Genomic DNA, 16,920 nt, shown 5'->3' with positions numbered 1-16,920 from the left:
TCATGGCTGTGCGGCGTTTTCCAGGTCTGCGATCTGGAGCAGGGCGTTCTGAAGAACAATGCAACAGCAACAGCGAAAACAGAACACCGCTACCGCTCCGAATGCCCAGCGTCCTGATGATCCCGCCGCACGAACAGATCCGGCTGGATCAGCTCGATGAAGGCCCGCGCTTGCGGTGACAGCACCTTGCCCTTGCGCACGACAACGCCGTAGGAGCGCGCCGGAAACCACGCCGACACCGACCGCGTCGCCAGTCGTGCGCTGTCGCTGTCGTCGAGGCAGATCGAGCTGACGATCGAGATGCCCATGCCCATCGCCACGTACTGCTTGATGACCTCCCAGCCGCCGACTTCCAGCGCCACCGTGTAGGGCACCCGCGCCTGCTGGAACACCTGGTCGACGAGGCGGTAGGTGATCTGGCGTTTCGGCGGGAGGATCAGGCCGTAGCGGCCGATCTCCTCCAGCGTGAGCGTTTTCGCGCGGGCGAGGGCGTGGTCGGGCGGGGTCAGCAGGATCGGGTCGAAGCGGTAGACCGGCGCGTAGCTGAGATCGCCGGGCACATCGACCATGGAGCCGACCACGAGGTCGACGGCGTCGCTTCGCAGCAGGTCGGTGCCGTCCGCGGTGATCGCGTCCTGCAGCGTCAGGCGGACGTCCGGGTGCTGGCGGCGGAACAGATCGACGATGCGTGGCAGCAGATAGAGGATGGTCGAGCTGTTGGCCGCGACCGTCAGTTCGCCGGCATCGAGTCCGCCCACTTCGCGCCGGAACGCCGCCGGCAGGCCGTCGAGCCCTTCGACCAGGGGCATCGCCAGCGCGTAGAGCGCTTCGCCTTCGCGCGTGGGCACCAGCCGCCGGCCGCTGCGCTCCAGCAACTTGACCCCCAGCTCGCGTTCCAGGGCCTGCAACTGCAGCGAAATTGCCGGCTGGCTGACGTACAGCGCCTCGGCGGCCCGTGAGACTGACCCCAAACGCGTGGTCTGACAGAACGCGCGAAGTGGTTTGAGTCGATCGCTCTTGTACGGAAACCTGAGGTCTGATGGGGACTTGGCGGACATGGGATTGCTCGTATAAGCGCAGCTGATGATAGTCATTGACAGAACTCGGTTGTCAAATAATCGGCATGGGAGGACGGTCTGCTGCACCGCAATACCGCCGCTGCACGCGAAAGGACCGCTCCCGTGAATGCCGTCATCAAGCCCGCTCCGCCCACCGAAGATCCGCGCACCACCGTGCCTGCTGGCACCCCGGCCGACCTCCTGGACACCGCCGCCCTCGCGTTCCTGGCCGATCTACACGACCGGTTCGATGCCCGCCGGCTGGGCCTGCTGGCCGAACGCCAGAACCGCCAGGCCGCCTTCGATGCCGGCGCGCTGCCGGACTTCCGCACCGCGACACGCAGCATCCGCGAGTCCGAATGGCGGGTCGCGCCATTGCCGGCCGCGCTGCGTGACCGGCGGGTCGAGATCACCGGTCCCGTCGATCCGAAGATGGTCATCAACGCGCTGAACTCCGGCGCCAGCTGCTACATGGCCGACTTCGAGGATTCGACCTCGCCGACCTGGCGCAACCTGTTGACCGGTCAGCGCGCGCTGCGCGACGCGATCGCCGGCACCCTGGCATTCACCTCGCCCGCCGGCAAGCGTTATGCGCTGAAGCTCGAGGACCAACGTGCGGTCCTGATCGTGCGTCCGCGTGGCTGGCATCTCGACGAGAAGCATGTGCGCATAGACGGCGCGCCGATGTCGGGCGCCCTGTTCGATGCCGGCCTGTTCGCCTTCCACAACGCGCACGCGCTGGCAGCGAAGGACCGCGGCCCGTACTTCTACATTCCCAAGCTGCAGTCGATGGAAGAGGCCCAGCTGTGGGACGACGTGCTGGCCCACATCGAACGCACGCTGGGGCTGCCGGCCGGGCAGATCCGCGTGACGGTGCTGATCGAAACCCTGCCGGCCGTGTTCGAGATGGACGAGATCCTGCACGCGCTGAAGGGCCGCATCGCCGGTCTCAACTGCGGCCGCTGGGACTACATCTTTTCCTATCTCAAGACCTTCCGCCGCCACCGCGACCGCGTGCTGCCGGAGCGCGCGCAGGTCACGATGACGCAGCCGTTCCTGAAGGCGTACTCGGAGCTGCTGGTGCAGACCTGTCACCGCCGCGGCGCGCATGCGATGGGTGGTATGGCAGCGCAGATTCCGATCGCCGGCGATGACGCGGCGAACGATGCGGCGATGGCGCGCGTGCGCGCCGACAAGCTGCGCGAGGTCACCGCGGGCCATGACGGCACCTGGGTCGCGCATCCGGCACTGATTCCGCTGGCGAAACAGATCTTCGACGAGCGCATGCGCGGCACGCACCAGCACGCGATGACGCGCGACGACGTGCTGGTGGACCGCGACGATCTGATCGCACCGTCCATCGGCACGATCAGCCGCGCGGGATTCGACGGCAACGTCGAGGTCTGCGTGCGGTACATCGCCGCCTGGCTCGACGGCAATGGCTGCGTGCCGATCCACCACATGATGGAAGACGCCGCGACGGCCGAGATCGCGCGCGCGCAACTCTGGCAGTGGATCCACTACGCCGACGACGGCCACGCGCCGCTGCATCTCGAAGACGGGACTGCGATCGACGAGGCGCTGCTTGACCGGGTGCTGCTGTCGCTGCCTTCGAAGCTCTCCGGTCAGGACATCCCGGGCGCGGCGCGCGTGCCCGAAGCCATCGCGCTGCTGGAAGACCTGACGCATCGCGACACGCTCGAAGACTTTCTGACATTGCCGGCGTACGCGCGGCTTTGAGTCGCCGTGATCGCCGCCGATCAGACGCTCGTCCAGATCACTCATCCCGCATCCCGCTCCAAAGGAGACCTGCCATGACCACCCGCCAGCAACAGATCGACGCCCTGCAGCAGGACTGGACCACCAACACGCGCTGGAGCGGCATCCAGCGGCCGTACTCCGCCGCCGATGTCGTGCGTCTGCGCGGCAGCGTGCAGCCCGAGCACACGCTGGCCAAGCGCGGCGCCGAGAAGCTGTGGGACCTCGTCAACGGCGAGGCGAAGAAGGGCTACGTCAACGCCTTCGGCGCGATCAGCGCGGGCCAGGCGATGCAGCAGGCCAAGGCCGGTCTGGAAGCGGTGTATCTGTCCGGCTGGCAGGTCGCCGCCGACGGCAACAGCTCCGAAACCATGTACCCGGACCAGTCGCTGTATGCCTACGACTCGGTGCCGACGATGGTCCGCCGGATCAACAACACTTTCCAGCGCGCCGACGAAATCCAGTGGAAGAACATCGCTGACGGCAAGCTCGACGAGTCTGAGGCGATCGATTTCTTCCTGCCGATCGTCGCAGACGGCGAGGCCGGCTTCGGCGGCGTGCTCAACGCCTACGAGCTGATGAAGAACATGCTCGTCGCCGGCGCCTCCGGTGTGCATTTCGAGGACCAGCTGGCCGCGGTCAAGAAGTGCGGTCACATGGGCGGCAAGGTGCTGGTGCCCACCCAGGAGGCCGTGCAGAAACTGGTCGCCGCGCGCCTGGCCGCGGACGTGCTCGGGGTGCCGGCGATCGTGCTCGCGCGCACCGATGCTGAAGCTGCGAATCTGCTCACCTCGGATTTCGACGCCAACGACGCGCCCTTCGTCACCGGCGAGCGCACCGCGGAAGGTTTCTACAAGGTGCGCAACGGTCTGGAGCAGGCGATCAGCCGCGGCGTGGCCTACGCGCCATACGCGGATCTGGTCTGGTGCGAGACCGGCACGCCGGACATCGGCTTCGCCCGCGAATTCGCCCAGGCGGTGCACGAGAAGCATCCCGGCAAGCTGCTGAGCTACAACTGCTCGCCGAGCTTCAACTGGAAGAAGAACCTCGATGACCGCCAGATCGCAAGCTTCCAGGAGGACCTGGCGGCGCTGGGCTACAAGTTCCAGTTCATCACCCTGGCCGGCATTCACATCAACTGGTTCAACAGTTTCCAGTTCGCCCACGACTACGCCCGCGGCGAAGGCATGAAGCACTACGTCGAACAGGTGCAGGAACGCGAGTTCGCCGCGCGCGACAAGGGCTACACCTTCGTCTCGCACCAGCAGGAAGTCGGCGCCGGCTACTTCGACGACGTGACCACGGTGATCCAGGGCGGCGCGTCGAGCGTGACTGCGCTGACGGGTTCGACGGAAGAAGAACAGTTCTATGAAACCAGGGCGGCCTGACTCGGCGATGCGGGTGAAGGCGTTATCGCCAGATACGGCAAAGCGTGGCGGTCGACTGAACGATAGTGTCGATATCCCGCGACAGCTCGGAGAAAAGGATGACCCGAACCCGATTGACCGCCGTATTGACAGCGTTTCTGATCATACCCGCTGCGTTCACCGCCATCGCGCAGGAGCCTGCTGCTGAAAGCAGCGTGGTGAACGCGGCCCAGGAGGAGCGCGTGGAGAAGGACGAAGAGGCACTGGTCTGCACGCGGACCAGGCAGACCGGCAGTAACCGCGTGACGCGGCTTTGCAGGACGGCGGAAGAGGCGCGTGTCGAAAGACGCGCGGCGGAAGAGGCGATGCGGCGGAAAAAAAGTCAGCCCACGCGACCAGACCAGTCCTGAAATCGGTGCAAGGCGCGCGGGTGCGCCTTACACCCCCGATGACCTCATCAGGCGGCTCTCGACGCGGTCCGCCACTTCACGTGCGCCTGAATGGGGCGTTTTGGTGCAAGGCCGCGTCAAGTGGGGTAGGGTCGACAGCCAACTCACTTTCTAGGAGCAACCGATGCGATCGGTCGGCCTTGCCGCGGCATGTTTTGCCCTCAGTCTGATAGTTGTTCCAGTGTCCTTTGCCCAGGATGTCGCCGCGCCCGCCGTGGTTGCGCCGGCGGAAGCGGCCCCGGTGGTCGCTGCGGCCGAGCCCGTGCGGCCCGCCCAGGCCGCGGCCGAGGAGCCGACGATCTGCCGGCATGAGAAGCCCATCGGAAGCAAGCGGGCGACGCGTATCTGCAGGTCGGCTGCATCCAAGGAAGAGGCGCGCGAAGATACGCTCGATGCGCTTCGCTATCGGCGCGGCACACCGCGCGGCCAGGATCTGGGGATCTGACGGACGTTTCGATCTGAAAAGTGCGTCGGTCCGCCATGGCGGCCAATTCGTGATTTTTTTTCGCCGAGCGGGCATGGCGATAAGCGTGGCGTGCTCGCGTGTGAGATGTGGACGAGGCATGGCGTCGCTCCGGGGCGATTGCACGCGACGTTGGAAGCGGTCTTACGTGACGTGTCCGCAGGTTGGATCGGAACGGTTTTCTGCCTGCAGTGAGATAAACCGTGCCGTGCGGGGCGCTGGGGCATCAGGCGCATCCCGCGGCGCGAACGCCGCGGTGACACTTGTTACTTCCGCACTTCCTGCGTATGCGACTTCAGCGCATCCGCCAGGCCCGGCACGCCATCGGCACCGGTCGTCACGGTGATGCTCGAGCCCTTGAACTCTTCGCCGATCGGCTGCGAACGCCCGCCGAGGCAGGTTTCGAGGAAGCCTTCGGCCACCGCATTGAACGCCTTGTTGTTTTCCGGCCGCGCAAAGCCGTGGCCTTCGTCGGGGAACAGCACATAGGTGACCGGAATGTTCTTCGCGGTCATCGCCTCGACGATCTGGTCGCTCTCGGCCTGCTTCACGCGCGGGTCATTGGCACCCTGGCCGATCAGCAATGGCTTGGTAATCGCGTCGGCACGGCTCAGCGGTGAGCGTTCGGTCAGCCAGGCCTTGCCTGCATCGGTACGCGGATCGCCCATGCGCCGGGTCAGCTGCTCGAAGAAGCTCGCCCAGTACGGCGGCACCGTCGACAGCAGCGTGTTGAGGTTGGCCGGGCCGACGATGTCGACGCCGCAGGCGAAGGTCTCCGGCGTGAACGTCAGGCCGACCAGCGTCGCGTAGCCGCCGTAGCTGCCGCCCATGATCGCGACCTTGTCGGACGTGGTGACGCCGCTGTCGACCGCCCATTGCACGGCGTCGATCAGATCGTCGTGCATCTTCGCCGCCCACTCGCCGTTGCCGGCGTTGGTGAAGTCCTTGCCGAAACCGGTCGAGCCGCGGAAGTTGACGCTCATCACCGCATAGCCGCGATTCGCCAGCCACTGGTCCATCGCGCTGTAGCCGTAGCCGTCGCGCGCCCATGGGCCGCCGTGCACCAGCAGCACCATCGGCACGGGCGCATCGGCCTTGCCGTCGTTGTCGGCGTCGGCGTGCTTGGGCAGGGTGAGATAGCTGACGAGGGTCAGGCCGTCGCGCGACTTGAGTTTCAGCGGCCACATCGGCACCAGCGGCTTGCCGTCCAGCGCAGGGCGGCCGGAGAACAGCTCGGTCAGCGTGCCTTCGGCGCCGTTCTCGCCGCGGTCGTACCGGTAATAGACCACCGGTGATTCAGCGGCGGAGTACGCGACCAGCCAGTGGCGATCGTCGAGCGTGCGGCTGTTGATCGAGACCTCGCCCGGGCCGATCGCTTCGAGCTTGGCGAGATCGGCCTTGATCGAATCGTCGAGCGTCGTCCATTCCTCGCGCAGATAATTCACCGACACTGCCTGCAGCACGCCGGTGCGCGGATCGGTCAGGCTGCCGCCGACATCGGCGCGCGGATCCTGGTGCACCAGCGTCTTCTCGCCGCTGGTGGTGTCGATCGCATACAGCGCGGCGGTGTTGCGTTCGCGCGAATCGGACATGTACAGCGTCTTGCCGTCTTCGGTGAGACCTGCCGGCGCGGTGGTCAGCACGTCCTCGAACGGGATGTCGTCCTGCACCTCCCAGGCATCGCCGTTGCGACGCAGGACGTCCATGCCGCCATCGGGCCGGCTGCGCGAGGCGAAGCGCAGCGCGTAATCGGCATCGGCGATGTAGCCGGCGATCTGGTCGCTGTTCTGCTCGACCAGCATGCGCGCGCCGCTGGCGAGATCGACCTTGTAGAGGTCGTGCCACTGCGCGTCGCGGTCGTTAATGCCGACCAGCAGCGTGTCGGGTTGGCGATGGCTCACGCCGACGACCTGCGCGGTGGTCTTCGGGAACGGCGTCAGGTCGCGCGCCTGCGCGCTGTCGACATCGACTGCGAACAGATGGAAATCCTCGTCGCCGCCGGTGTCGCGCAGATACAGCAGCGTGCCCGACTTGTAGGTCCAGAAATAACTGCGGATGCCGCGCGCGGTGTCCTGGGTGACTGCCTTCGCCGCGCCCGGATTGTCGGCCGGTGCGACCCAGACATTCATCGTGCCGTCGACCGGTGCGATCCAGCTGAGGTATTTGCCGTCGGGGCTCAGCTGCACGCCGGCACGTTCAGGATTGCCGAAGAGTGCCTCACGCGGAATGAGTTCGACATCGGCGAGCGTGGTCGGCGGGGCGGCGGCGGGTGCCTGCGCGGCAGCATCGGCAGGTTCGTTGCGACCGCCACACGCGGTCAGCGCGACGGCGATGCCGGTCGCGAGCATGAGTTGACGCATTGGTATTCCCCGGGTGAGTTGTGCCGCTTGACGCTAGCGCGACGGCCTGCCGGACGTGTTGGAAACCCGTTAAGTACTCGGCGTGACCGATGGCAGGGTGGCGCAGGTCTGTGCGGGGCACGATGCTCGATCGCGCGCTGCGCGTTCCGCGCATCCAGCGTCATCCGCTTTTCCCCGACTCTTTCTGGAGAGATTCATGCACGAGTTCCGACGCGTTGCGTGGTGGTCGACATGCGTGCTGGCGATACTGATGAGCGGCTGCGCGAGGCAGCCCGGCGGGGCGGAGGAGATGACGTCTGCGGACGCGCCGCAGGCCGAGGTCGTCTCTGCGGAAAACGCGTCGGCTGCGGGCGCAACGGTCGACGCGCCCGTGCAGATGGCATCCGGCGCGATGACCCAGAACGATCCTGGCCGGAGTTTCGTGCGGACCGCGGACGTGCGGTTCTCGGTCGACGATGTCTACCGGTCGGCGCTCGCCATCGAAGACCTTGCGGCCAGTCAGGACGGATTCGTGGTCTCCAACCGGATCCGTTCCGATACACAGGAGGTGCGACGCCACAGGATCGGCGACGGACGACTGCTGGAACTGACCGAGTACACGACACAGGGCGAGCTCGTCGTCCGGGTGCCCAGCGATCGCGCGCAGGTCTTCCTGCGTGAACTCGCCACGCAGATGACGTTCCTCGACAGCCGCGACTTCGAGGCCCGGGATGTGCAGTTCGATCTGCTGCGCCAGCAGCTCGCCCATGCGCGGTCGGAGACCTTGCAGCAGTCGCTGGCGCAGGCCGTCCGTGACGAGGATCGCTTGGACCGCAAAGGCGAGGCGTTCGCCGCTCGCGAGCAGGCGCTGGCTGCACGCGACGACGCCCGCGTCGCGCAACGCGAGGTCGAAGACCGCATTGCATTCGCGACGCTGTCGTTGTCGCTGTATCAGCCGTCGCAGGTGCGGCGCAGCGAGCGGCCGGATCCGGATGCGGCATTCGCGCAGCATCGGCCGGGATTCTTCGCCCGGATCGGACAGGCGCTGCGCGGCGGCTGGCAGGGCGTGCTCGATGTCACGGTCGGTCTGGTGGCCATGTGGCCGTTGTGGGTGTTCGTACTCGTCGCCGTGCTGGTCGCGCGTGCCTGGATGCGCGTGCGCACGCAAAGGAAAAGCTAGGCATTCGACGCCGCACACCGGCTCAGGCCTGGGGCGAGCGTCCTGCGTTGGCGCCCCGATACCCCAACGCCTCGGTGAGATGCGGCGTGGCAATGGCCTCGCTGCCATCGAGGTCGGCAATCGTCCGCGCGACGCGCAGGATGCGGTGCATCGAACGGGCCGACAGGTGCAGAGCCTCGATCGCGCGCTCAAGCAGTGCCTGGTCCTTCGGCGCGAGGCGGCAGTCGCGCGCGGTCGTGCTCTGATCGAGCTGGGCATTGAGCGTGCCGGCACGCGCGTACTGTCTTTCGCGTGCAGACGCGACGCGCGCGGCGACGTCGGCGCTGGGTTCGCCGCCAGGCGCATCGGGGCGCAGTGCCGACGGTGGCAGGCGTGGCACATCGACATGCAGATCGATGCGGTCCAGCAGCGGTCCGGAAATGCGTGCGCGGTAACGGGTGATGAGGTCGTTGCTGCAACGGCAGCGGCTGGAGACGTCGCCGGCCCAGCCGCATGGGCACGGGTTCATCGCCGCAACCAGCTGGAAGCGCGCGGGGAACTCGCTCTGGCGCGCGGCGCGCGAGATCGTGACGACACCCGATTCCAGCGGCTCGCGCAGTACTTCCAGCGCGTGCCGCTGCCATTCCGGCAATTCGTCGAGAAACAGCACCCCGTTGTGCGCCAGCGAAATCTCGCCGGGTCGCGGTTCGGCGCCGCCACCCACCAGCGCGACCGCGCTGGCGGTGTGATGCGGATTGCGGAACGGGCGCGTGCGCCAGGCGGTCGGATCCAGTCCGCGCCCGCTGACGGACAGCACCGCCGCGGTCTCCAGTGCTTCGGCCTCGCTTGCGGGTGGCAGCAGGCCGGGCAGTCGCGACGCCAGCAGTGTCTTTCCGCAACCGGGCGGTCCAACGAGCAGGAGGTGGTGTCCGCCAGCCGCTGCAATCTCCAGCGCGCGTCGCGCCTGCGCCTGGCCGCGCACATCGCGCAAGTCGATCGTCGGCACCTCGCGTTGCGGTGGTGGCACCGCCTGCGGCAATGACTTCTGGCCGCCGAGCATCGCGCAGACTTCGAGCAGCGTGCGGGCGGTATGGACGGCCACATCGGACGCGAGCGCGGCTTCGGGGCCGTTCGCCGCGGGCACCAGCAGCGAACGTCCGGTACCGGCGACTGCAAGCGCGGCAGGCAGCGCACCATCGATCGCGCGCAGTTCGCCGGTCAGGCCGAGTTCGCCGACGAACTCCCAGTCGCGCAGCGCGTCGGCTGGAATCTGTCCGCTCGCGGCGAGGATGCCCAGCGCGATCGGCAGATCGAAGCGGCCGCCGCTCTTGGGCAGATCGGCGGGTGCGAGATTGACGGTGATGCGGCGTGCGGGAAATTCGTACTGCGCGCACTGGATCGCGGCGCGGACCCGGTCCTTGGCTTCGCGTACCGCGGCTTCCGGCAGCCCGACGATCGACATCGACGGCAGGCCGCCGCCGAGATGCACTTCGATCTTGACCTCTGGGGCGCGGATGCCTGCGCGCGCACGTCCGTGCACGAGCGCAAGTCCCATGGTGTGTCCTCTAGTGGGCGGTGTTGCTCACGTTGCCGGTCGACGCGGCGCTCGCCGGCGACGACTGGGCCTCGATCTGGCGCACCTGCGCTTCCAGCGCTTCGAGCTTCTCGCGCGTGCGCAGCAGCACCGCGCGCTGGACTTCGAATTCCTCGCGGGTCACCAGATCCAGCTTGGTCAGGCCCGACTGCAGCACGGCCTTGAAGTTTTCCTGGATCTCTTCGCGGCTCTCGCGCAGGCCCGGCGGCACCAGGCTGCTGAGGCGGCGGGCGAGTTCGTCGACGGAGTTCAGATCGATCATCACGGTGTCCTTGATTGCATGGCCAGACTCGCCCGGCGGTTGAATGCATGCCGTCGGCAGCGGCCTTGGGGCGCGGTAGGGGAATCCCGGCGCCTGGCGGGGCGGCACTACAGCATGCGGGTAGGACCGCGACAAGCCGCGGTTGCAGCGATCGTGTGGGGCGTCGCGTGAGCGTGGCGTATCCTTGTTCCGAATCCATACCGGGGAGGCCCATGCGATGAAAATGGTCATGGCCATCATCAAACCGTTCAAGCTCGACGACGTGCGCGAAGCGCTCGCCGATGTCGGCGTCAACGGCATTACCGTCACCGAAGTGAAAGGCTTTGGCCGCCAGAAGGGCCACACCGAGCTATATCGCGGCGCCGAGTACGTGGTCGACTTCCTGCCGAAGGTGAAGCTGGAAATCGTGATTACCGACGACATCGTCGACAACGTCGTCGAAGCGATCCTCAAGTCCGCCGGCATGGGCAAGATCGGCGACGGCAAGATCTTCGTCTACGACCTCGAACGCGCGGTGCGGATCCGCACTGGCGAGCTCGACGGGGATGCGATCTAGCGCGCCCTGGCTCGTATTGCTGCCCGCGTTGCTGCTGAGCGGCGCGAGCACGTCAGGCAATGGCCCGCTGCGTGTAGATCCGCAGCCGGTCCATTACGCCGAATGCGGTTGTTCGCTCACGCATGGCGAGGTGCCTTGGGCTTGGACCTTCGTGCCACCGCTGCTGATGCAGCGCCTCGATGCCGGATCGCCAGCGGTCATTCGCGTCGACGGCGCTGACCGGGTCATGAGCGAGGTGAGCGGCACGCTGAACGTCTGGGGCGTGCGTTGCGGCATGCCGATCAACGCCCGCTTCGAGGGCGGACGCTACACGGCCTGGTTCGCAGGCTTCGTCACGCGCACCTGTTACGAAAACGAAGGGTGCGAGTACTTCAAGTTCCGCGGACGCCTCTCGGTCGTCCGCGATGATGGCGCGCGCATCGCACGCCCGGTCACGGGCAGCTGCGGCTGCTGAGAACTCAGCCTTCGCCCAGCGCCTTCGCAACGAACGGCGGCAGCGACTGCGCGCCCTTGTGGATGTCGGCGGTGTAGTAGAGCGTCTCGAACGGCTTCGCGCGTGCGTCGGCTTCGCGGAAGTCGAAGCCCTGGCCCTTGCGCGCCAGGGTGCAGCTCCACCAGCCGGTCGGGTAGCACGGCTGCGGGAACGGCAGGGTCTGGAACGTGGTGAAGCCGGCTTTGCCCATCTCGGCGCGCATGGCCTGGATCAGCTCCAGCAGCACCAGCGGCGATTCGGACTGCTGGACGAGGATGCCGTCGTCCTTCAGCGCGCGATGGCAGCTTTCGAAGAAGGCCTTGTTGAACAGGCCCTCCGCCGGGCCGACCGGATCGGTCGAATCGACGATGACGATGTCGACACTGCCGGGTTCGCAATTCGCCATGTAGGCGATGCCGTCGTCGAACAGGATCTCGGCGCGCGGGTCGCCATTGGATTCGCACAGCTCGGGGAAGTACTTCTCCGCCATACGCGTGACCTGCTCGTCGATGTCGCACTGCACGGCCTTCTCGACGCCCGGGTGGCGCAGCACTTCGCGCAGCGTGCCGCAGTCGCCGCCGCCGATGATGACCACGGTCTTCGGCGCGGTATGCGTGAACAGCGCCGGGTGCGACATCATCTCGTGATAGAGGAAATTGTCGCGCGTGGTGACCATCATCGCGCCGTCGATGAGCATGACGTTGCCCCAGTCGGTGCTCTCGTAGATCTCGATCTTCTGGAACGGCGACTGCACCTCGTCGAGCTTCATATTCACGCGGAAGCCGATGGCCGAGCCGGCGGTTTCGAAGTTTTCGTAGAGCCAGTTGGGCGCGGTCATGAGGTGTCCTGGAAAGCGGATGAGGGAAATTCCGGCGACGGCGTGTAGAAGCAGTGCCCCGCGCGAGGGGCGAAATTGTAGCGAAGTCCAGGTGTCGGCTTCGTGTCCGGGCCGATGCGATACTGCGACGCACCCGCTGCCCACACCGCCCGAGCCCATGGAAGATCGCCGCGCGGCGCAGGCCGCCACTGCCCGCCATTGCGCGCGAGTCGAGCGCCTCGAAACCCTTGCCGCCGCGGCGCCACGCGCATATCTGATCCGGGTCCTGCTGCTGGCACTCGCCGGTTACGGTTTCCTGATCGGGCTGTTGCTGCTGCTCCTGGCCGCGCCGCTCGCGATCGCATGGCAGGTGCTCGTGCAGGGCGTCCGTTTCGACCCGCAACTGGCGATCGTGCTGCTGATCGCCGGTGCCGGCATCGCCGCGCTGGTACGCGCGCTGTGGATGCGCTTCGAGGTGCCGGACGGACGATTGCTGGCAGCGGATGAGGCGCCGATGCTGCAGGCCGAAGTCGAGCGTCTGCGCAAGGCGACCGGTGCACCGCCGCTGGCGGGCATCGTCATCGACACCCAGCTCAATGCCGCCGCGGCCAGCCTGCCGCGCCTGCTGGGACTGGCCGGACACCGGCATTACCTCGTGCTGGGTCTGCCCTTGCTGCAGCTGCTCGATCGCGACGAGGCGGCCGCGGTGATCGCACACGAGTTCGGACATTTCGGCGAACAACACGGCCGCCTCGCCGGCTGGCTCTACCGCGTGCGCTTCACCTGGTATCGCGCCGTCGACGGCCTGGCGCGCAGCGGCTTCCTGCTGTCGCTGCCGATCGCGCGCTTCTACGCGTGGTACGCGCCGCTGTTCGACGCGTGGAGCTTCGTCCTCGCGCGGGCACACGAGTTCCGCGCCGACGCGACCGCCGCACGGGTGGTCAGCCGGGACGCGATGGCCAGTGCGCTGCTGCGCATCGAACACGGCAGCGGGCGCCTGCAGTCGACGCTGTGGCCGCGCGTGCTGGCCCGCGCCCGCGTGCAATCGCATCCGCCGGCGCAGTTGCTGGCGCCGTTGATCGATGGCCTGCGCGCTGGGCCACAGCCGGATCCGGCGCGCCTGCTCGCGATTGCCGATCGCGATGTCGACCCCTATGACACGCATCCGGTGCTGGCGCGGCGTCTCGACGCGCTGAACGCGTCTGCCGTCCTGCGCACGCCCAGCGAACCTGCATCGGTGTGGCTCGGCGACGCGCTGGACGCCATCGAACGCGAACTGGACCAGCACTGGCGCACGCAACTGAGGACGGAATGGCAGGCGCTGCACGCCGCGGGCGCGGACGATCGCGCACGTTTCCATGCGCTCGACGCCTCGCCGGAGCGCTCGGCCAACGAAGCCGTCGAACATGCGCGTCTGTTCGAGACAGTCGAGATCGACCGTGATCCGCTACCGGTGCTGGCGCGCGCGCATGCTGCGCATCCGGACAGCGCAATGGTCGCGTTCCGGCTCGGACTACGCCAGCTGCAGGCGGGCGATATTGGCGGCATCAGCCATCTGCGTCAGGCGGTCGCGCGCGATGCAGGCGCAGTCGGGCCGGTTGGCGAGGCGCTGGCGGCACTGCTGCGCGATCCCGACGTGGATGCCGACACGGCTCGCCAGATCACCGCGCTGCGCGACGAACTCGCCCCGCGCGCCGACGATCTGCGTGATCGCGATGCCGTTGCCGATGGCGATACCCTGCAGCTGCACGATCTCGACACCGCCGCGCTGGGGCGCCTGACCGCCACGCTCGCCAGCCACGAACGTATCGTCAGCGCGTGGCTGGTGCGCAAACAGGTCGCGATGCGCGAACAGTCCGCGCATTACGTGCTGCTGCTGGACTGGCGTGGCTCGATCGCCAGCGAAGCCGCCGGCCTGCGCGCGGTGTCGGAGGCGATGCAGCTGCCGGGCAGCCACACCGTGTTCACCGGCAGCGACGCCGCGGCGCTCGCGAAGCGGGTGCGGCGCCTGTGCGGCGCGCCGGTCTTTCAGAAGGGGAGGGGCCGCGCGCTCTGAGCGTGGCTGCGGCCGGTGTCACCACAGGTTCGGCTGCCAGACCCTAGACTATGCGGCCTTCACGCTCGACCGGAATGCCGCCGATGACCGCCTGGTCCACCGACCTCGCCCGCAAGACCTACTCGATCCCGCACTGGAGCGAGGGGTATTTCGACGTCGATGACGCCGGCCGCATCGTGGTGTCGCCGCGCGGCAAGCACGGCCCGTCGATCGCCCTGCCAGAGGCGGTCGACGCCGCGCGCGCGAACGGCGCGCAGCTGCCGATGCTGGTGCGTTTCCCCGACATCCTCGGCGATCGCCTCGCGCGATTGCAGGAGGCCTTCGCGCAGGCCCAGGCCGAGTGGGAGTATCCGGGCGGTTACACGGCCGTCTATCCGATCAAGGTCAACCAGCACCAGGGCGTCGCGGGCACGCTGGCCACGCACCACGGCGACGGCTTCGGTCTGGAGGCGGGCAGCAAGCCGGAACTGATGGCGGTGCTCGCGCTGTCGCGTCCGGGTGGTCTCGTGGTCTGCAACGGCTACAAGGACCGCGAGTACATCCGTCTCGCGCTGATCGGCCGCAAGCTCGGCCTTGAGACCTTCATCGTCGTCGAGAAGCCGTCCGAGCTCGCGCTGGTGATGGAAGAAGCCGCGGCGCTCGGCGTGAAGCCCGGCCTCGGTGTGCGCATGCGCTTGGCTTCGCTCGGCGCCGGCAAGTGGCAGAACAGCGGCGGCGACAAGGCCAAGTTCGGCCTCAACCCGCGCCAGCTGCTCGACCTGTGGAAGAAGCTGCGCGACGCCGGCATGGCGGACTGCCTGCAGCTGCTGCATTTCCACATGGGCTCGCAGATCTCCAATGTCCGCGACATCTCCAACGGCATGCGCGAAGCGGTGCGGTACTTCGTCGAGCTGACCAAGCTCGGCGCGACGATCAGCCACGTCGATGTCGGCGGTGGTCTGGGTGTCGATTACGAAGGCACGCGCTCGCGCAGCTACAACTCGGTGAACTACGGCATCCGCCAGTACGCCGGTTCGATCGTGCAGCCGCTGGCGCAGGCCTGCGCCGAACACGGTCTCACGCCGCCGCGCATCGTCACCGAATGCGGCCGCGCGATGACCGCGCATCACGCGGTGCTGGTCGCCAACGTCTCCGAAGTCGAACGTGCGCCGGAAGGCCGCGTGCCCGACGTGCACGATGACGAGCCGGCAGTCGTCGCGAACCTGCGCGAACTGCATGCCGAACTGACCTCGCGTCCGGCGGTCGAGCTCTTCCACGAAGCGCAGCACCAGCACGCTGAAGGCCTGGCGCTGTACGCGCTCGGTCAGATGGACCTGACGCACCGCGCGCGCATCGACGATCTGTTCTATGCGATCGCGCATGCGGTGCGCGCGCGGCTGACCTTCGACGAGAAGAGTCATCGTCCGTTGCTCGACGAGCTCAACGAGCGGCTGGTCGACAAGTACTTCGTCAACTTCAGTGTGTTCGAATCGATGCCGGACGTCTGGGCGATCGACCAGGTGTTCCCGATCGTGCCGATCGAGCGCCTCGATGAACTGCCCGAGCGCCGCGGCGTGATCGCCGATCTGACCTGCGACTCCGACGGCAAGATCGACATCTACGTCGAGAACGAGGATCTCGACACCTCGCTGCCGCTGCACGCGTTGCGCAAGGGCGAGCAGTACCGGCTCGGCTTCTTCATGGTCGGTGCGTACCAGGAAATCCTCGGCGACATCCACAACCTGTTCGGCGATACCGACGCGGTCGAAGTGAAGATCGAAGGCGATGGCATCACAGTCGTGCAGCAGCGCCGCGGCGACACCACCGACGTGATGCTCGACTACGTGGGCTATCGCCTCGAAGACCTGCGCGCGCGCTACACCGCGCTGGTCGACGATGCCGCGCTGGCCGCCGACGAATCGCAGCGGCTCAAGGATGCGCTGGAAGCCGGGCTCACCGGTTACACGTATCTGGACGACACACCGTTGGAGTGATGCGCCGGTGATCAGGGCGCGACCACGCCATGCAGCTGGCGCGCTTCCTGCAGTGTCACCTGGCCGTCCTTGTCGAAGTCGGCCTGCAGCACCATGTTCACCTGTGACTGCAGGTAGTTCTCAAGCGTGATGCGGCCGTCGCCGTCGACGTCGTAGATGGCGAATGCGTTGTTGGTGACCACGGCCAGCAACGCAGGCGTGAGCTGGTCTGCGCCGTGGCGTAGTTGCTGTTGCCTGACTTCATCCCGGCTCAGGATCCCATCGTTGTCGAGATCGTCCTTGCGGAAATGACGTGCCGATGCCGCACGGACTTCGGCCTGCGTGATTACGCCATCGCGGTTCGCGTCGGCATCGCGGAACATGAATTCAACATGGGCTGCCCCGCCCGGATTGGCTTGGGCCGGCGTTGCGCCGAGCAGCAACAGCGGCGCGAGCGTCGCGAGACAGATTCCTTTCATGGGCGTGGCGTCCTGCCGTGGATGTGTGGCGGACACGTTAGCAATCCGGCTGCGCGCGCAGGGCCGCGTCGTCGCATCGGAATTCTCCGCACGCCGCGTCATGCCATCGCGTCCCGGTGACATGCAGCAGCCCGTCGGC

15 protein-coding genes are annotated in these 16,920 nt (G+C 67.1%); 9 read left to right on the top strand and 6 right to left on the bottom strand.

The window, feature by feature from the left end; all coding sequences use genetic code 11:
• Nucleotides 1–89: 89 nt before the first annotated feature.
• Nucleotides 90–1,058 carry a LysR family transcriptional regulator gene (locus ACZ9YD_RS12125; RefSeq protein ID WP_465075464.1) on the bottom strand — a complete coding sequence of 323 codons (969 nt, stop codon included), beginning with the start codon at nt 1,056–1,058 and terminating at the stop codon, nt 90–92.
• 123 nt (nt 1,059–1,181) lie between these two features.
• Between ACZ9YD_RS12125 and aceB the strand changes: the two genes are divergently transcribed.
• The 4 genes from aceB (at nt 1,182) to ACZ9YD_RS12105 (ending at nt 5,077) form a co-directional block, all read left to right on the top strand.
• Nucleotides 1,182–2,798 carry a malate synthase A gene (gene aceB / locus ACZ9YD_RS12120; RefSeq protein WP_465075463.1) on the top strand — a complete coding sequence of 539 codons (1,617 nt, stop codon included), beginning with the start codon at nt 1,182–1,184 and terminating at the stop codon, nt 2,796–2,798.
• Between the two features lie 74 nt (nt 2,799–2,872).
• Complete coding sequence (gene aceA, locus ACZ9YD_RS12115; RefSeq protein WP_465075462.1) at nt 2,873–4,204, top strand: isocitrate lyase; 1,332 nt, start codon at nt 2,873–2,875, stop codon at nt 4,202–4,204.
• Nucleotides 4,205–4,302: 98 nt separating this feature from the next.
• On the top strand, nt 4,303–4,593 hold the full coding sequence (locus ACZ9YD_RS12110; RefSeq protein ID WP_465075461.1) for a hypothetical protein: 291 nt from the start codon (nt 4,303–4,305) through the stop codon (nt 4,591–4,593).
• A 163-nt stretch (nt 4,594–4,756) separates the two neighbouring features.
• Nucleotides 4,757–5,077: a hypothetical protein gene (locus ACZ9YD_RS12105; RefSeq protein ID WP_465075460.1), complete on the top strand. Its 321-nt coding sequence runs from the start codon at nt 4,757–4,759 to the stop codon at nt 5,075–5,077.
• Nucleotides 5,078–5,361: 284 nt separating this feature from the next.
• Here the strand turns inward: ACZ9YD_RS12105 and ACZ9YD_RS12100 are convergent, their stop codons facing one another.
• Nucleotides 5,362–7,455: a S9 family peptidase gene (locus ACZ9YD_RS12100; protein WP_465075459.1), complete on the bottom strand. Its 2,094-nt coding sequence runs from the start codon at nt 7,453–7,455 to the stop codon at nt 5,362–5,364.
• Nucleotides 7,456–7,651: 196 nt separating this feature from the next.
• On the opposite strand from ACZ9YD_RS12100, the gene ACZ9YD_RS12095 reads away from it, so the two are divergent.
• Nucleotides 7,652–8,614, top strand: a complete 963-nt coding sequence (locus tag ACZ9YD_RS12095; protein ID WP_465075458.1) for a DUF4349 domain-containing protein — start codon at nt 7,652–7,654, stop codon at nt 8,612–8,614.
• Between the two features lie 22 nt (nt 8,615–8,636).
• Here ACZ9YD_RS12095 and ACZ9YD_RS12090 read toward each other — a convergent pair whose 3' ends face one another.
• Nucleotides 8,637–10,148: a YifB family Mg chelatase-like AAA ATPase gene (locus ACZ9YD_RS12090; protein WP_465075457.1), complete on the bottom strand. Its 1,512-nt coding sequence runs from the start codon at nt 10,146–10,148 to the stop codon at nt 8,637–8,639.
• 10 nt (nt 10,149–10,158) lie between these two features.
• Nucleotides 10,159–10,449 (bottom strand): ubiquinone biosynthesis accessory factor UbiK, encoded by a 291-nt coding sequence (ubiK, locus tag ACZ9YD_RS12085; protein WP_465075456.1) that lies wholly within the window; start codon nt 10,447–10,449, stop codon nt 10,159–10,161.
• Nucleotides 10,450–10,666: 217 nt separating this feature from the next.
• Between ubiK and ACZ9YD_RS12080 the strand changes: the two genes are divergently transcribed.
• Complete coding sequence (locus tag ACZ9YD_RS12080; RefSeq protein ID WP_159681108.1) at nt 10,667–11,005, top strand: P-II family nitrogen regulator; 339 nt, start codon at nt 10,667–10,669, stop codon at nt 11,003–11,005.
• Complete coding sequence (locus tag ACZ9YD_RS12075) at nt 10,995–11,459, top strand: hypothetical protein (protein ID WP_465075455.1); 465 nt, start codon at nt 10,995–10,997, stop codon at nt 11,457–11,459. The genes ACZ9YD_RS12080 and ACZ9YD_RS12075 overlap by 11 nt, the downstream gene beginning before the upstream one ends.
• A gap of 4 nt (nt 11,460–11,463) precedes the next feature.
• Here ACZ9YD_RS12075 and speE read toward each other — a convergent pair whose 3' ends face one another.
• Nucleotides 11,464–12,315: a polyamine aminopropyltransferase gene (gene speE / locus ACZ9YD_RS12070; protein WP_465075454.1), complete on the bottom strand. Its 852-nt coding sequence runs from the start codon at nt 12,313–12,315 to the stop codon at nt 11,464–11,466.
• 157 nt (nt 12,316–12,472) lie between these two features.
• Between speE and ACZ9YD_RS12065 the strand changes: the two genes are divergently transcribed.
• Entirely contained in the window at nt 12,473–14,350 is a 1,878-nt protein-coding gene (locus ACZ9YD_RS12065) for a M48 family metalloprotease (RefSeq protein ID WP_465075453.1), read from the top strand.
• Nucleotides 14,351–14,433: 83 nt separating this feature from the next.
• The gene (gene speA, locus ACZ9YD_RS12060; protein ID WP_465075452.1) at nt 14,434–16,323 is read left to right on the top strand and encodes an arginine decarboxylase; all 1,890 of its coding nucleotides are present in this window, start codon (nt 14,434–14,436) and stop codon (nt 16,321–16,323) included.
• Nucleotides 16,324–16,334: 11 nt separating this feature from the next.
• Here speA and ACZ9YD_RS12055 read toward each other — a convergent pair whose 3' ends face one another.
• A complete protein-coding gene (locus ACZ9YD_RS12055) occupies nt 16,335–16,781 on the bottom strand; it encodes an EF-hand domain-containing protein (RefSeq protein ID WP_465075451.1) in 447 nt (148 codons plus the stop codon).
• Between the last annotated feature and the right edge of the window lie 139 nt (nt 16,782–16,920).

It is taken from the genome of Luteimonas sp. AC640a (genome assembly GCF_979256585.1).
This window is presented reverse-complemented; position numbering and strand designations above follow the sequence as displayed.

Bases quoted from the DNA above. Each gene is read 5' to 3' on its own strand.
- ACZ9YD_RS12125 (WP_465075464.1), bottom strand. From the start codon at position 1,058: ATGTCCGCCAAGTCCCCATCAGACCTCAGGTTTCCGTACAAGAGCGAT.
- aceA (WP_465075462.1), top strand. From the start codon at position 2,873: ATGACCACCCGCCAGCAACAGATCGACGCCCTGCAGCAGGACTGGACC.
- ACZ9YD_RS12110 (WP_465075461.1), top strand. From the start codon at position 4,303: ATGACCCGAACCCGATTGACCGCCGTATTGACAGCGTTTCTGATCATA.
- ACZ9YD_RS12105 (WP_465075460.1), top strand. From the start codon at position 4,757: ATGCGATCGGTCGGCCTTGCCGCGGCATGTTTTGCCCTCAGTCTGATA.
- ACZ9YD_RS12100 (WP_465075459.1), bottom strand. From the start codon at position 7,455: ATGCGTCAACTCATGCTCGCGACCGGCATCGCCGTCGCGCTGACCGCG.
- ACZ9YD_RS12095 (WP_465075458.1), top strand. From the start codon at position 7,652: ATGCACGAGTTCCGACGCGTTGCGTGGTGGTCGACATGCGTGCTGGCG.
- ACZ9YD_RS12090 (WP_465075457.1), bottom strand. From the start codon at position 10,148: ATGGGACTTGCGCTCGTGCACGGACGTGCGCGCGCAGGCATCCGCGCC.
- ubiK (WP_465075456.1), bottom strand. From the start codon at position 10,449: ATGATCGATCTGAACTCCGTCGACGAACTCGCCCGCCGCCTCAGCAGC.
- ACZ9YD_RS12080 (WP_159681108.1), top strand. From the start codon at position 10,667: ATGAAAATGGTCATGGCCATCATCAAACCGTTCAAGCTCGACGACGTG.
- ACZ9YD_RS12075 (WP_465075455.1), top strand. From the start codon at position 10,995: ATGCGATCTAGCGCGCCCTGGCTCGTATTGCTGCCCGCGTTGCTGCTG.
- speE (WP_465075454.1), bottom strand. From the start codon at position 12,315: ATGACCGCGCCCAACTGGCTCTACGAAAACTTCGAAACCGCCGGCTCG.
- ACZ9YD_RS12065 (WP_465075453.1), top strand. From the start codon at position 12,473: ATGGAAGATCGCCGCGCGGCGCAGGCCGCCACTGCCCGCCATTGCGCG.
- speA (WP_465075452.1), top strand. From the start codon at position 14,434: ATGACCGCCTGGTCCACCGACCTCGCCCGCAAGACCTACTCGATCCCG.
- ACZ9YD_RS12055 (WP_465075451.1), bottom strand. From the start codon at position 16,781: ATGAAAGGAATCTGTCTCGCGACGCTCGCGCCGCTGTTGCTGCTCGGC.